The organism is Kamptonema sp. UHCC 0994 (assembly GCF_029167235.1).
Taxonomy (GTDB): Bacteria; Cyanobacteriota; Cyanobacteriia; order Cyanobacteriales; family Microcoleaceae; genus Kamptonema.
The window spans coordinates 97,082-112,924 of record NZ_JARFTR010000242.1; the positions used below are offsets into that span (position 1 = coordinate 97,082).

The window sequence follows — 15,843 nt, forward strand, 5'->3', positions numbered from 1 at the left end:
CAAACTAAATTGCTCCTCAAAAAAGCTGCATGGATGACCTAGATGGACGGTTAAGTGTTCTAATTGCAGAGATACGTCAAAATCCAGCTAACAGTAGAAAATGGCGAACAGCCATAAACAAGCTGTTATTGCAAATTCAACAACTACCAGGACTCAAAAAATCAGCTCATCAAAATTATCCTCAAGCCCTCAACCTTACTTTACAATGGGTTAGTCGCGAGATTGCTAATTTTGAGCCACGCCCACCTTCTGTTTCCACAAGTTTTGTGAACTGGATAAATGGGCATCTGAAATGGCGGATTAAGGATTTGGATGTTGTTGACAAAAAGGCTCCAATTACAATTAGTTTAGACGCTCCGATCGCGACGGATGTAGGGGAAACAACTCGGCTCGATCTATTACCAGACCTTACGCTCGGTGGGCTGGATGGCATGATTGAAAGCGCTCAGAAAGAAACTACTCAGCGAATAGGAGTTGAACTAGAACGATATATCGAGCAAGATCCAGAACAGAAACTAAGAAATAGCTACCCTCGCTCTCACCCGAAATGCAATTGTCAATTCCTCAGCATGAGAAGGTTGTTAAAAGACCCTCCTGACAGATTTCAAGCCTTAGCAAACGAGTTAAACGTCAATTACACGACTCTTAATTCTCACTGGGGGCGAAAATGCGAACCGTTATTGCAAGAAATAGCCCGCAGTCTCGGATATAAACAGGAACCCAAACCATGAATATTGCAGAAGTGCCTCGGTTAACAGTACCGATAGAATTAAAAGCTCACGAAATGGCGCAAAAGCTCGCAGCCGTTCAAAGTACAGTTCAAAAAGGAAAACGAGTTTACTTGAATGCGCTGGCAGTTTACGCCGTTCGCAGCTATTTACAATGGCTGCACATAGAAACCGATTTGGAGGGGTCTGATAGCTTCAATCCAGTCAAAGTTGCGATCGCAAATATCGCCGATCTGGTAATTCGTGAGATTGGTTCTTTAGAATGTCGCCCAGTTTTACCCGGAGAAACAGCTATTTTCTTGCCAGACGAAGTAAAAGAGAATCGGATTGGATATGTGGGGGTACAGTTTAGCGATCGCCTGGACTCCGTGCAACTATTGGGATTTGCTCCGAGTGCAGACAGCTTAAATCCACCGCAACAACTAGCGATCGCAGAACTGATGCCGATTGACGCTTTAATTGAACAGATTACTCGTTTAGAGGAAGCGATCGCCTTCTTAGAAACAGACGATCCAGTGGCGATACAGGTACGAGCTCAGATAGAAACTCAATCCCTGAGCAATATTGTTGCCCAATTCGAGCGTATTTATCGAACTTGCGAGGAGTACGAGTGGCGATACGCAGGGGGAGAGATGTTAGCGGGGAGTACCGCAGGAGGGGAGTTTACTCGTGAAAGTACCGATAGCGGCGACACCGATCTACAAGATTTAGCCGAAGCACTGCTGGAGAAGTTCGCAGAAATATGGAGGGATGCTGCGTAATTTCGGAGCGGATGGCTGATGTGTATATGTAGTCTCTGCTTCGTAACCTGTAAAGAATATGGCAAAAGGATTCGGCCCGAAGAAAGCTCCCCAAGCGACAAAACGCCAGACAGCTTATTTCAAGCTGATTCAAGCGCTTCTCCAATGTCCTCGCGGTAAGGAACTCAAGATTTTAAGGAAGCACCCGGACTTGGTGGATGTTGGTTTAGTGGAAATGATGGAAATGGTAGCTACAATTCTGGTAGCAAAAAAGGAGTTTTCTGGTGCTGAATTTTTAATTAATTTGGCTGATTTTTTAACTAAAAACCTGGGAAAATTAAACCTGGAAACAATCAGGAATCTTTACACAACAGCAGATAGCTCACCAGTAACAGACTCTTTTGTTAAAGCTCCGGCTTTCTTGTGGGAAGTATTGCGGACAATTTTGCTAAACCCAAGTGACCAACGAACTGCTTATCAGATACTAGCAATTCACTCAGACAAACTGAATGAATATTTTCTGCTGCAATTTCGCCTCTGGATAGATTGTACGCTTCTAAAGTGCGAGCCAAAAATAAAAAAAGGAATTGCGTTATTTATTGTGGTTTTTAGCGAGAACCTCTGGGAGTTTCGACTGGGCAATAGGGCAATTAACCTGGAAATTGCGATCGCAGGTTTAGAAGGATGTGCCAAAATTTTAACTCGTGAGATTTTACCAGAAATGTGGGCACGAACTCAAGAAATTTTAGCTCCAGCATACCGCAACCGGATTTTGGGCGATCGCTCCGAAAACGTTGAAAAAGCCCTGACAGCTTGCACTAATGCTTTGCAAATTTACACTCGCGACACTTCTCTCCAACAGTGGGCGATGGTGCAAAATAATCTCGGTAATATTTACAGTCACAGAATTGTCGGAGATGAAGCTGAGAATTTGGAAAAGGCGATCGCCTGTTTTGAAGAAACCTTGCCAGTGGTTAGCCGCGATCGAGAGCCTCAACTTTGGGGAACGCTGCAAAATAACCTCGCAGTTGCTTACACCCGCCGAGTTGAAGGCGATCGCCCACAAAATTTTGAGCAAGCGATCGCGTGTTATCAAGTTGCCTTAAAAGTTCGCACTGATGCCGATTGGGCTAGTAGCCAATTTCACCTCGGTCTTGCCTATAGCGAAAGGATTTTAGGGAACAAAATCCAGAACCAGGAACGGGCGATCGCAGCCTATCAAGCAGCCTTACAAATTTATGCCCCCGAAACCTATCCAGAAAGATGGGCTAAAACTCAGTTAAATTTGGGTTTAGCTTACCGCAAGTTGGCACAATTTGCTAATGCTTTAACCTGTTTTCAAGCAGCCTTAAAAGTCTTTACACCTGCTTCATTCCCTAGAGAGCGCATCGAAACCGGACTTGAGTTGGCAAAGGTAGCATTTGCTACTGGCAAAAAGGCAGAAGCTTTTGAATGTTTTGAGATTGTAATTGAAGCTGTAGAAATGCTCAGCTTTTGGGGTGATTCTGAATCTTTACATCAAGAAATTCCTGCAATTTCTGCTTACACACAAATAGTAGGGCTTTGCATGAACTGTGGAGAACTAGAAAAAGCTAGAGAATATGCTGAACGCTCAAGTTCTCCTGTTATTTTAGACCTACTAGAAAATGTTCAGTTCCAGCAAATAACTTCTATTTCACAGTTTCTTATTCAAGTCTTAGATACCGTTGCCAAAAGCGAAAATAATCCGGAAGCTTTGTACCAGCTTCTTGAAGCAAACCTCGATAGGCTGGACAACAGTTTTGTAGAACTATTAAATCTAATAAAGTTTGATCTATCGAAATTAGGACCACAGGAAGCAATCTATTTAGCGTCAAGAGTTCTCAACTTTAGCAGCCTGATTGAAGATTTCCCCAAAGGCAATGCAGAAAACAACCGGAAGATTGCTAAGACAGGCTACGAAGTTGCTGCTACTGTTTTTACCGAAGAAGACTTCCCCGAAGAATGGAATTTTATTCAACATAAAATTCTCCCTAATTTACCCTTTGAATTATTGCAACTTATTTCCGGAAATCCAGGTAAAATTAGAATTGATACCTTACTTGAACATGAGCGAGAGCAAGTTGAGAAGTATTTTGTTAAAATAGCGCAAAAACTTATATCGTTTAAAGCTAACCCAGAACCCATAGACAAAATTTTCATCAAGTGGGTACAGAAAATATTGCTTGATGCTAACCAAGAGCAACTTGACGAAATTTTTGTTAAGGAGATGCCAGATGAAGACGATGCTATGCTATCTGAACTCCCACCTGAAGAAAGAGAAGAAATTGCTTCTGGTATTTTTGTTTTAAGTTTGCACATCCACGAATTAAAAAAAGGGAATGAGGCTAATAATTTAGAAATTGCGATCGCAGGTTACGAAATTGCTGCCACTGTCTTAACCTACGAAGCTTTTCCAGAACAATGGGCAGCTTGTGAGATGTTTCTAGGTAATGCTTATCACCGCCGCTTTAAAGGAGATTGGGCCGAAAATCAAGAACGAGCGATCGCTCACTGCCAAAATGCCCTACAAATATATACCCGCCAAGCATTTCCGATACAGTGGGCAACAATTCAAAATACTTTGGCTCTTGCCTATGGCAACCGAATCAGGGGAGATCAGTTAGAGAATGCAGAATTAGCGATCGCAGCAGGCGTTGCTGCAATGGAAATTCGCACCCGCGAAGCAGATCCGGAAGGATGGACTCAAGTCCAAAACAATTTGGGTCTTATTTACCGCGATCGCATCTGCGGCGACAAGGCGGAAAACTTGGAACAAGCGATCGCTTGTTATCAAAACGCCCTGTTATTCCGCACCCGCGAAGAATCCCCGGAACTTTGGGCACAAACTCAAATGAATCTGGCCTCTGCTTACCGCCACCGACTTCATGGCGATCGAGCAGAAAATGTTGAAAAGGCGATCGCAGCTAACAAAGAAGCATTGCAAGTTTATACTCAAGACGAGTTTCCCACAGGTTGGGCCGGAGTAAAAATGAATCTGGCTAATGCTTATTTGCATCGACTTAAGGGCGATCCAAATGAGAATTTAGAAATGGCTATTGCCGCCCATCAAGCAGCTTTACAAATCTTTAACCAGGATGATTTTCCTAGAGAGTGGGCTATGACTCAAATGAATTTGGGCAATGGCTACCTCAGCCTTGAGCGAAACTTTGAGGCGATCGCCTGTTATCGATCAGCAATGGAAGTCTTCACTCCAACTGCTTTCCCAGTTGATTGCCTGAAGGCTGGCACAACTCTAGGAAATGTGTCATTTGTAGCTGGAGATTGGCAGTTAGCCATTGAGGGATACAGTATCGCGATCGAAGCCGTAGAAACCAGCCGTACTTGGGCAAGTTCTGAATTTCGCCGCCAAGAAATTTTAGCAGAAGCGATCAACATTTATGCAAACATCGTGCAAGCTTGTATCAATAATAAGCAGTTAGATAAAGCCCTTGAATATGTAGAGCGATCGCGCTCTAAACGCCTTGTAGACTTGATGGCAAGCAATGATCTCTACTCAAGTGCAGAAATTCCTGCTGAAATTCAACAGTATTTACAAGATTTTGAACGCCTACAGCAGCAAATTGACAAAGAACGAGGGCGCAATCAACCTAGCAACGACTTTGATAATAGCAAACTTAATAACAGCCGTGCAGCCCTAGCAGCTTACAATCAAACAATAGCTGATCTGGAAGCTGATAAACTCCTAATTTGGGAACAACTTCGCCGCTTAGATCCGGTGCTGGCTGGTCAAATTCGAGTTAATCCTCTCAAATTCCCATCCATCCAGAAGCTTATTGACAAACCCACCACTGCAATTATTAGCTTTTACACCACTGTTAGCGACACCTTTATCTTCGTCGTGCGGCAAAGCGAGATTACCCTGCAAAGCTGTGCTAGTTTAGGATTTGAGGCTTTGCACGGATGGATTTCCCAAAATTGGTTAGGACAATATGTTAACGATAAAGTTTCTTGGAAAAAACAGTTAGTTGAGAGCCTAACTGAACTGGCAAAACAGTTAAATTTGAGCGATCTAATCTTATGGCATTTAGAAGGAATTTCTGAACTGATTATAGTTCCTCATTATGCCCTTCACCACATCCCCTTCGCTGCACTACCCATCGGAGACAACCGATATTTAGGAGACAAATTTCTCATTCGTTACGCACCTAGTTGTCAAGTCCTAGAATTCTGCCAGCAACGCCCTTCATTAGGCGATAACCTAAACTGTGGCACTATTGAAGATGCGACGGGCGACTTGCCTTGCGCCAGCTTTGAAGGAGAGCAACTGGCAGTTCTTTATAGTATCCCAGACGATCGACGCTTAAAAGGTCGCCATCAAGCTACAGTTAGTAACTATCGAGAACTCGCCCGAACCGTCCAAATCCTCCACTCTAGCCACCACGCCCAGTCGCGCTTGGACAATCCCTTAGAATCGACATTAATTTTAGGAGATGGCTGCATTACTTTAGGTCAGCTAATGACTCCCGCATGGCGTTTCCCTCAGTTGTCGGATGTATTTCTTTCCTGCTGCGAAACTGGATTGGGATTGAGTGAAATTACTGGCGATATCCTTACTTTTTCTACGGCTTTCTTGTCCGCGGGAGCCAGAAGTGTTATCAGTACACTTTGGGCTGTCGATGATTTAGCTACGGCGCTATTCTCGATTTTTTACTATCAAGAGTGGCAGCAGGGAAAGAATCGCCCAGAGGCCATTAGACAAGCTCAAGTTAAGTTGCGATCGCTTACTGGCGATACCCTAGCTGCTAGTTATAAAGCCCAACTCACAGAACTTTTGAAACATAAACTTAAAGAAACCGATGTACTCCGCAAAAAAACCAAGGCAAAACGAGATGCTTGTTCTGTAGATTCCCTAGATTATCAGCAATGGGATGAAGAATGCAAAAAGTATGATCAAATTGGCGGACAAATTTATCGATCTCTCCAAAATTTAGATAAATCTTGGAGAGAATTAAAGCCTTTCTGTCATCCTTTTTACTGGGCTGCTTTTACCTGCACTGGGGTTAGGTAAAGCTGGCTAGTGGATCTCGCTACGGGGAATGCCAGAAACACAAAATACCACCGCTGTCACCGTCACCATCTCTATCACTCCTCAAATATTACTCATCAATCAGCCAGATCGCGACGTTGTTGAAGCTTCTGTTCCAGTTGGGAGAAAACCGTCTCCCCATCAACAACCTCATCCCGAACGGAGGCTTCAACGCCGATCGCAATTTCCCTTCTCAACTCTTCAAACCGACCTTTGTAAATGCCTGAACGTTCTTCTAACAGCCTGATACCTGCCCAAATCACTTCTTCAGCATTCGCATACTTACCGCTTTCTACCTGAGTTTGAATAAACTGCGAAATTTCTGAATTTAACGATACATTCATTGAAGTAAACCTACGTATTGAGGGCGATCGCATCAACTATATTGGTATTTTAAAAAATGGAAATTAGGTAAGCGTTCGCGCATTTCTCAAGCAACTCCATACCCTGTATATGGACGCTTGTAGGGTGGATGCAACCCAAGTATAATGTCTTCTTTAGCAACGCCGATTTCCACCAATTCTTGACCGATGTCGATGTCAGTTGCATTGTGCTGAAGCCAGATTTTTTCATCTTTGATATCGAAGTGCAGAACTGTGTAATAAATTCGCTCTAGTCCTTTCCAACCCACTCGCATGAGTTGATAGCGATCGCGTACAGGATCGAAAAACAGCTCGTTTTCTACATCTTCGTTGCGGGATTTAAATTGACTGTGCTTGAATAATAGGGTTTGGATGCAAGACCGATAACGCTCTAATTTATCCATTGGATGACCTCCTCGGTTATGGGTTCGTAAACAATAAGTAAGAGTTGATGTCGGGCGATCGCTATTTTAGCAAAACGACTTTGAAAGAAGGTTTGATAGGTTTCACGGGGAACTGCCAGATAGAGCAGGCGATCGGGTTCATTGACTTCTAGCATAATTCGGTAGTTCAAGAATTGTCCTAAAGCCGTATGAAAATCACTGATAGCAGATGTACCGATAAAGCTTTTGATTTCAACGGCAATTTTTTCCTCTCCGCGTTCGGCAGCAATCAATCGTTCCGCGCCTAGGTCGATCTTGACGGTAATTTCTTCCAATTCCAGTTCTAACGGATCGTCAGTAACTGTCCATCGTTCTTTTTCTAATCCGCGTCTGACTGCATCATGAAAGAGGTCTTTAGCCATTGTTGTTTCTATAATTAAGTAAGAATATGCAATACTTAGCGCACCAAACCAGCCAGCAGCCCTGACGCTTCTCGCTGCAAACTCTGCCGATTATCATCGTAGCAATTAAGGACATTCGAGCTGGTATGGCGGCTCAACTTCTGCGCCATTCGCATATTGCCGTTGCTTGTATCTAACAACGTCGTAATTGCAGCATGGCGTATTCTGTGCGGGCTAATTCTTTTAGGAATTCCCGCAGCAGAGCAAGTTGAGAAAACTAACTTGTAAATAGCATATCCGCTCAACCTCAACCCGTATTCCCGCTTTGTCAAAGCAATAAACAAAGGATCGAGGGGCGACACAGAACCCCGCACCCTCAGCCAATCAGTAATCGCATCTGCTGTCGCGCCGTGCAAGTCAATTAGCTGCGCCTGAGTTCCCCTGCCTTTGCCGTAAATATTTAGAGTTCGGGCACTCGGCTCAAAATCGCCTATATTAGCTGCGCTGATTTCCCCCCGGCGCAACGCATTGTCCCACAGCAGCCGGAGAACTGCATAGTCCCGCTTTCCCTGAACCGTATTCCGATCGGGAATTTCCAACACTGACTGCATCGCCATCACATTCTCAGAAGCAACTCGACCAAATCCTGTAGTATCCCGGTAAGGAACCACCTTCTCTCCTTCAACATCTACCAAACTCCACTCACACTCGCCCACCTTGCGAGCAAAATTCACCAAACTTTTAATCGCCGCCAGCCGCCGATTAATCGTCGCTTCCTTAAGTCCCTTGTCAATCAGCTTGGCTTTATATTTGAGCACCACTGCCACAGCGGCGAAGCGGTTCAGCCGTAGGAACTCGCGCACTAAGGCCGGATGTGGTGACTGCCCCGTCATTGTCATAAAAAAATCAAACAAATCTTTCTCATAAGCCCCCCTGGTGTTGACAGAGCGCTTAGCAGCTAACAGCTCTGCCACTAGGTCGCGCGTCGAAGCTATCTCTCCAAAGGAATTAGCAGCGTGTTCTAAATCCATAGCCGGCCCCATAATCTGTCTTTCCAGACCAGATTACCCTCATTCGGGGTGCAAATAGCACAAGATTCAATCTTGAAAGACAACTTGAATACGTGCAGAAAATTTGGTTGGTGCGCTGTAAAATTACTCACTTTCAATTTTGAGTGTCAACACTATTTAGAACTAAAATTTATTGACGATTCGACGATTCTCCTGAACTTCCCTGTTTGTAAGGGTTTCAGCTTCTAAGATCCATTGACGATTTTTGACATTGTTTTTGACGATTCTCTCCAAACACTCTCCAACTGTGGGTTTGGGGAATAGCCACTTTGTTTTTGACGATTCTGACGATGGGTTGATCGACCTGTCGCGATCATCAATGACGACTTGCGCCCTCACATTAGCCGGTTGCCACTGCTATCTGATTGACAATCGTCAATGACGATTCTGAATTGTCAAAGCTGTTATTGACGATTGAAGTGGTTATGGAGTAAGAGTTTCAAGCTATCGTCAAATCGTCAACGCTATTTTTAAGCTTTCGCAAAAAGGGAGCTATAGACATTCGCGATCGCACTCGGGAGTCACTAACTTCCCTGTAGCATTTTGAACCAGCATCCGACAAACCTTGCCTTTTGGGGACTTGATACCTCACGAGAGTCCTAACGATACGGTCATGACAAATTTTCTTTGACGATTTGACGATTCTTTTAAACCTTCCTATTTGTAAAGCTTTCAGCTTCTAACTTTTATTGACGATTTTTGACATTGTTTTTGACGATTCTCCCCAAACGCTTTTTCAGTATGGATTTGGGGGAGGTATTGCAAGTTATTGACGATTATGCCGATTGCTTACCAAGCCGCCCTATCAAGTTGGCAGGTTCGGGTATTGTCGTTGTTGTCACCGCCGCGATGCCGGAGGCCGGCGGCTATGCCATCGCGGGAGCCGGCTACTCGTGACTCTCTTGGGGTGTGGCTGGGGAATCGTCAATGACGATTCGCTATCGTCATTGCTATTATTGACAGTAAAGATGCTTGCTGTGTAAGGATTTCAAGCTATCGTCAAATCGTCAATGTAATTTTTAAAGACTTGGGTAAATTTAGATGCCGGATGGTTTGTCGCGATCGTCCACAACCAGCTTGCCAAGGTCCTGCCAGTAATGTAAAAAAAAGAATCGTCATTGACAATTCTGAATAGTCAAAACTGTTAATGACGATTAAAGTGCTTACAGGTAAGAGTTTGCGGGAATCGTCAAATCGTCAACACAAAATTTGGTCTTCTGCGAGTTTTCTACAACTATGACGATTGCTTGACAAGTCCGGCTTGGCGAACTGGCAGTTTGTAGGTCGCCACTGTTACCAGTACCCTTGCCTGCGGGCGATCGTAAATTTCTTGGGAGATACTGAGGAATTGTCAATGAGGATAGCCAATCGTCAAAGCTGTCATAGACGCGAAAAATGATTGCGGTGTAAGAGTTTCAAACTATCGTCAAATTGTCAATGCAGTTTTTAAACACTGACCTTAGCCAGCGAAATATCAACTTAGAATCCGCCACTTGAAAGACTTGCCGACCTTTTTCGTTTCACCGAGATTCATTGAAACCATAAGGTTGAAGACCGCAGCCGTAAAGTCGGTGTTAGACATCTGGCGGAGTTTAGCTGCTACAACGAGTTCGCGACAGTTACGGTATGCTTCGCGGGTGCTGATCCAACCTTCAGCAGCCGTGTCCCGCAACTCTTCTGATTTCTGAATCAGTTTCTGGATGACCGGACCTGTATCGTCCTCATCTTGCTGCTGCCCTTTGTAAAGCACTTCAGCCTGGTTGATGTAGAAGTAGCTGGCGGCGATCGCCTTTTGAATGATGTCGGCCTCAATCTCGGTAGGGATTTCAATTTCAAAAGGCTGGTCGGAATGTTCCCCGCCTGAGAGTTTCCACTCTTCTTTTAACTGCAAGTAAGTTTTGAGGGTGCCGTCCGGGTTTTTCAACTTGCAGATTTCGTGCAAGCAGTGCAGGATGAGAGCAATCCGCAGGCAGTACCCGCTCCACTTGGACATGGCTAGCTGGAAGCCTTCATTCAGTTCAGCTTCTTCGCGCTCAACCATCGGGTTGAAGAAATGCTGTTCGTAGTAGTCGGCTGCCGAGTCGCTCAGGTGGTAAGTAATGGGAAAACCCTGGTAAACAGTGCGGTTCGTTTCATCTCTGAGCACTTCGCCTGTCTCCTCATTTTGAATAGGACGATAGTGCATTTTGAGGACGGAAAGTTTGCGGTAGATATCTTTGAGGAAGGTGTCGATATGGGGGTAGGGCAGTCGCGTCCGCCGTCGCTTGGGCATTTCTGCTAAGCAGATTACCCACCGGGCCATCCAACCGCTGGATATTTTGCGCGGTGTCAGTTCTTCATCGAGGGTTTTGCGTTGGATGGTGCCGGTAATGGGGACGCACGACCTCTCCACCTCGACTCGGCGATCGCGATCGATGAGGATGACTTTGGGACCGCCGCCGTTGTTGAGGGTGAGGTAAAAGGCTTCGTCGTCCCCTTTGCCAGCCCGATATTTATTGAGGGCTTTGAAGAAGCCGTCGATTTCGTCGCGGTGGACGAGGAAACCGCGTGGATTTTCGTTGATGGTGCGGATTAGGGCTTCTACGGTGATGTGTTCGACCCAATACTCGCGGGGGACGGGTGGGGGTGGGATTTCAAGGGGCAGACCATCAGGGTCTCGATTTTGCTGGGTGGCTTTTTCTACTTCTCTGTAGCTTTTGAGAGCAATGCGGTATTCGCTGTTGGCATCCTGCTGCAAGAGCCGGATGGGGTTGACCATAACTTCTTGAGTTTGACTTTTGAGCTTTCCCGACCGGGCTGTGTTGATTGTCCAGAGCACGCAGGACTTTTGTTTGAATCCAGACCAAGCGACAACTTCAGCGGCGGTGCCGATCGCGCAGCCGAAGGTTGACCAACCTACTGTCATCAGGTGTTCGGCGCTGGTGGGCATGGCAGCAGCAACTTGTGCCAGGATGCAGGCAATTTCTGGTGGTAAAATTTGGTGCAAGTCGAGACTCTGCTTGCGCTTGCTAATTAAATCTTCAATCAGGGTTTTTTCGCTTTCGATTTCTGCGAACTGTTGTTCTTGTAGCCGGGTTAAAGCGATTTGTTCGACGTATTTGGGGTCTAGTTCCAGTGCTTGAGCAATTTCGGCGCACTTGGCTTTTCGTTCTGATAAGGGAATGTTCTCCCGTTCTAGGATCTGGTCAATATATTTGAGGAGCAGGTTTTCTTTCTGTTTACTGTCTGAAGGGTTCGATTGAGGGTCTGGGCCCTGAGCCGGCCCTTGGGTCACGCCGAAGTCAGGCGGGTGAGAATTATCTGCAATCAGACCGAAGTTTTGTGAGGCGATCTCTGGCTTTATACGATCTGTTTGTAACTTTTGAGAGTTTAGCTGTTGCTGTGTCTCGGTGGGTGAGGCTCTGGGGCGCTTGTCGATACCCCATTCTCCTAAAATCCTATCTTTAATGTGAGGGGGCATTTTGCCTGGAAGGTTTCAAGGTCCAGCCGGTAAATTTTTTTCCAGCAATTTTCAGAGTCTCCACTGCGATATTCGGTGGCGGTTTGGCAAGCGGAGGGGTTGATGGTTTTGAGGATGCGTTGCCATTTGTGCGGATCGAGGCTACTGTCTTCCATTTGCCCCCAGGCGTACTCGGCTAAGATTTCAGTCGTGCCGGAGTAGGGGATGTTTTCGCGATGGCAGAATTCTTCCCAGCCGTAGCATTCGGAGATGAGAGCGGTCAGGGCATCGGAGCGATCGCCCCTTTTGGCACCTCCTGTGAGAATTTCAAGGGCGCGGGGGGAGATGAGGTCTTCTAGGCGAATTGCGCCGGGGCTGTAAGTGGTGGTTGCGGGGCGCGGGTTGGTTGGTGCAGGGGATTGTTGATGCCGGGTCGGGTAAATACCAACGTCTTCGGGTTTGGCGACGGTGGGTGGATATGCAACAAAATACTCCCAGTGGTACGGGATGCCGTTCGTGCCGACAGTCGGGGGCAGCAGGGTGTGGCCGCCGTTTCTCGCCAGCAGTTCCCCCATTCGAGTGCCGCCTGAATCTAAGCTGAAAGCTGTCCAGTTTGGTTCTTCGGTGAAGGCGAGGATAACTCGGTAGCCGCCGGAGGGAGTGCGGAATCGAGGGGCTTCTTTGAGGAGGGGGTAATTGTTGAGCCATTTTTCCAGCCGCGCCTCGAAAATTAATGGCGAGGAGAAGACTTTTTCTTTGCGATCGAGGTCGATAAATCCGATGTAGTGTCCCTGGGCGTTGGGGCCGCCGCCAAGGGTGCCGATGCCTGGAGTTCTTTCAAACCACTTTGTCAAGTCCGCTTGAGTTGGCAGTTGGTTCTGATAGGTTTTCCAACTGAGTTTGACTGCTTTGCCGTTGCGGTTGATCCAAGCAGGCGCTTTACCGCCTTGAACGCCGCAGTCCCTTTCGCATTCTGTAGGGCATTCTGGCAGTGCGGGTCGGCCGAGAACATCGTTTAGCCATTCAATGGTTTGGGCGATCGTCTGGGGAGGCTGGTTAGATGCACTGTTCATCGATGCTGCCCCCGATTGACTGATGGGGCTGGGATCTTAAAAACTGGCTGAAGTCCCAAACCCATGTAAGTAGAATCTGCCGCCAAGCTAACCTCCTCACTTTTGATGCCCTAGCTGAAGCTTTAACTAGAGCTTAGTATATCGTAACTACGATATAATTAATTGCTTAGTTACGATAGTTAAAAAACTATAGAGAGCAGGCAACAATCAGACTACTTATATAAGTATTCAGTAAATAAGTGCGGTTTAGTCAAGAGATAGTAAGGTTTCCTCGACCTGTCTAGTTATGGATCTATGTCGTAAGTACGGAAAGCTTAAGGGATTTTGGGAACGCTTGAAATCGGATGGGATGGCTATCTACTTTGTCAGCGAATAAATTTGCGGGTTGAGAGATACTACCTGCACCAACAGACCCATTGCTGCTAAAACTAGGCAAACCGTGTTCCAGCGGGCTGTCTCTGGTTTTTCTAAGACTTGGGTAACGGTAGTAGTATAGCGGCTAGGGTTGATGTCAGAACGTCCCTCTTTAAGAGCCCCGTAAGCCTTAGCCAACTGGTAAGTTGTCCAATTCATATCTTTGAGCCGCTGTTCCATGATGGCTTTAATGGCGGAAGGGTCAAGATTCGCCAGTTGGCTGAGGGTCAGAATGTTTTTTGGATCGATTTCAACTGTGGTAAGTGCGTTCACCTTAGCTTCTCCTGTAAGACTGTCACCGTGAGTTCAAGAATTTCCGATACTGTATCCAGCATCTGCTGCCTTGAAGGGGTAGAGTACCTTCCGCCCCACTGCGGCGCGTACAGCCACAGTCGCGGTTTCAGGCGGGGTAGTCTGTGGATAAGTTGTCCAAAGTAGACACCACTCGTTGACCAGAGCGCCGATGCAATAATATTTTGCTCGATCCCAGTCTTCATCGAAACCATCAGTACGGACTCCTGCGAATGGCGAGTTTACCTGGCAGCTAGATTTGCACTTTCTAGCAGATTAACCTTTTCTGGCACGAGGGGAGCATGCCACTCAAGGAATAGAAAGCAAAAAGTTCATTTAGAGCATCACGAGAGTGCCCACCCTCTCCCCTTAGATGTAGTTTCTTTTACAACATTTAAAACAATAGTTCTGAACAGTTTTGAGTGACTAAACTAAAAAACCAGGGTTTTACACTTCCAAGATGAACGAAAGAATAAGGGCTTCAGCGAAAATCTCCGAACTATTGTTAAAAATAGTCTTTATGATTGTTTAAATTAGGCTAAGCTTCCGTTCTATTTTGAGAGCGGTGTTTGCTTATGTAAACACATTTTCATTATATACCAAATTTATAAAATTAGCTAAAAACTCAATAATTAATTTTAGATTCGACAATTAAAGTAGTGAAATATTACTACTTGGAAAATTGCGTTCAACGATCGTTCCTTGCTCTTTGGGCAAAGCAACAGGCGAAGGAAATTATAAATTGATTATTCCTCGCAAAACCCTGGTATTTTTTGACCCTTTTGATGCTTTTCATGATAAAGACTTATCAACTGAATTAGTTTCGTTTGCATCTCGAGATTTTGTAAAACACTGTACTGCTCTACTTGACCAAAAAGCTGTGATAATTCAAAAGCCCATTCTCCATAATGTGAACGACCAATAATTCCTTCTGAAGTTTGAGTATAATTGACTAAGATAAGAGGATTCAGCAAAAATTTTTCCGTTCCCCACCGACTCAAACACTGAACGAAATATTCGTAATCTGCAAAGATCCGATAGTTAGGATTCCACCGAGGTGCATCATCGAGAACATGACAGAAACCATTACTATCAAAAATATCTCGCTGACCGAGCAATGATACAGCCGTTGTATCTGAAGCAGGAGAAATAAAAGGCTTTCCTTGTCTAACAGTTTGACCGTTCCTGACGATATCTCTGCGACAAAATTGTTGTTGGAGCGTACATTTAATCTGAGGATGGTCTTGAAAGAATTTAAGAACTTCTGATACAAATTGAGGTGAGAGATTATTGTCGTCATCTAAATAAGCTACAACCTGACCTCTAGCCATCTCAAGACCTTTGTTGCGGGCATGGCACAAACTAAAGCCAGTGCTATCATGCTTAATTTCAGTATAAATAATATCAAAGTTTGCTTGAATTTTAGCAACGAAATCTCGGGTAGCTAGATCAAAACCGTCGTTAATAATCACCCATTCAAAGTTATGAGAGGTTTGGGCTAAAATGCTCGGTAAGGCAATATTAGCTAACTTTGATACTCTATAGTGCGTAGCTGTAATCAGAGAGAGTTTCATTACGGTTCAATATCCATCCGTAACTCATAATTTGATCTGGGATATAGGCGCAGAAATAGCGAAGCTGACACCAGCCGCAAAGTAGCACTTCAAACCATTGTGTCAATGTACCGATAAGATTGCCGGGACTGGAAGGATAAACTTGCCACGACTGTGGCTGTGATATTCATTCTTGTGACTTAAGGGAAAAGATTGCCATTTTTTAAGGAAAAGTTTGCCGAGCGTTTAGGCTGGATTACCTAATTTCTGGTATGAGCGATCGCATAACTACACATCAGTTCTAAGCATAACCTTGCCGAA

The 15,843-nt window shown here is 45.2% G+C and carries 13 protein-coding genes; 4 read left to right on the plus strand and 9 right to left on the minus strand.

The window, feature by feature from the left end; genetic code table 11:
- Positions 1–29: 29 nt before the first annotated feature.
- The 3 genes from PY364_RS21560 to PY364_RS21570 are packed head-to-tail and all read left to right on the plus strand — an operon-like array spanning position 30 to position 6,518.
- Complete coding sequence (locus PY364_RS21560) at positions 30–731, plus strand: hypothetical protein (RefSeq protein ID WP_275526137.1); 702 nt, start codon at positions 30–32, stop codon at positions 729–731.
- The gene (locus PY364_RS21565; protein ID WP_275526139.1) at positions 728–1,489 is read left to right on the plus strand and encodes a DUF1822 family protein; all 762 of its coding nucleotides are present in this window, start codon (positions 728–730) and stop codon (positions 1,487–1,489) included. The genes PY364_RS21560 and PY364_RS21565 overlap by 4 nt, the downstream gene beginning before the upstream one ends.
- A 58-nt stretch (positions 1,490–1,547) precedes the next feature.
- Complete coding sequence (locus PY364_RS21570; RefSeq protein WP_275526141.1) at positions 1,548–6,518, plus strand: CHAT domain-containing protein; 4,971 nt, start codon at positions 1,548–1,550, stop codon at positions 6,516–6,518.
- Between the two features lie 95 nt (positions 6,519–6,613).
- Here PY364_RS21570 and PY364_RS21575 read toward each other — a convergent pair whose 3' ends face one another.
- From PY364_RS21575 to PY364_RS21590, 4 genes are all read right to left on the minus strand, one after another.
- Entirely contained in the window at positions 6,614–6,880 is a 267-nt protein-coding gene (locus PY364_RS21575; RefSeq protein WP_275526143.1) for a type II toxin-antitoxin system ParD family antitoxin, read from the minus strand.
- A gap of 86 nt (positions 6,881–6,966) precedes the next feature.
- On the minus strand, positions 6,967–7,302 hold the full coding sequence (locus PY364_RS21580; protein WP_272035051.1) for a XisI protein: 336 nt from the start codon (positions 7,300–7,302) through the stop codon (positions 6,967–6,969).
- Positions 7,290–7,703 (minus strand): XisH family protein, encoded by a 414-nt coding sequence (locus tag PY364_RS21585; protein ID WP_272035049.1) that lies wholly within the window; start codon positions 7,701–7,703, stop codon positions 7,290–7,292. The genes PY364_RS21580 and PY364_RS21585 overlap by 13 nt, the downstream gene beginning before the upstream one ends.
- Before the next feature lie 35 nt (positions 7,704–7,738).
- Positions 7,739–8,713: a tyrosine-type recombinase/integrase gene (locus PY364_RS21590; RefSeq protein WP_275526145.1), complete on the minus strand. Its 975-nt coding sequence runs from the start codon at positions 8,711–8,713 to the stop codon at positions 7,739–7,741.
- A 738-nt stretch (positions 8,714–9,451) separates the two neighbouring features.
- On the opposite strand from PY364_RS21590, the gene PY364_RS21595 reads away from it, so the two are divergent.
- Positions 9,452–9,649, plus strand: a complete 198-nt coding sequence (locus PY364_RS21595) for a hypothetical protein (protein ID WP_275526147.1) — start codon at positions 9,452–9,454, stop codon at positions 9,647–9,649.
- 577 nt (positions 9,650–10,226) lie between these two features.
- Here PY364_RS21595 and PY364_RS21600 read toward each other — a convergent pair.
- The 5 genes from PY364_RS21600 to PY364_RS21620 form a co-directional block, all read right to left on the minus strand.
- Positions 10,227–12,212, minus strand: coding sequence for a DUF3987 domain-containing protein (locus PY364_RS21600; RefSeq protein WP_275526149.1), 1,986 nt, complete (start codon positions 12,210–12,212; stop codon positions 10,227–10,229).
- Positions 12,182–13,264, minus strand: coding sequence for a bifunctional DNA primase/polymerase (locus PY364_RS21605; RefSeq protein WP_275526151.1), 1,083 nt, complete (start codon positions 13,262–13,264; stop codon positions 12,182–12,184). Before PY364_RS21605 ends, PY364_RS21600 begins: the two co-directional genes overlap by 31 nt.
- A gap of 357 nt (positions 13,265–13,621) precedes the next feature.
- Positions 13,622–13,951 (minus strand): hypothetical protein, encoded by a 330-nt coding sequence (locus tag PY364_RS21610; protein ID WP_272035037.1) that lies wholly within the window; start codon positions 13,949–13,951, stop codon positions 13,622–13,624.
- Positions 13,948–14,184: a hypothetical protein gene (locus tag PY364_RS21615; RefSeq protein WP_275526153.1), complete on the minus strand. Its 237-nt coding sequence runs from the start codon at positions 14,182–14,184 to the stop codon at positions 13,948–13,950. The genes PY364_RS21610 and PY364_RS21615 overlap by 4 nt, the downstream gene beginning before the upstream one ends.
- A gap of 531 nt (positions 14,185–14,715) precedes the next feature.
- Entirely contained in the window at positions 14,716–15,543 is an 828-nt protein-coding gene (locus tag PY364_RS21620) for a glycosyltransferase family A protein (protein WP_275526155.1), read from the minus strand.
- Positions 15,544–15,843: the final 300 nt, after the last annotated feature.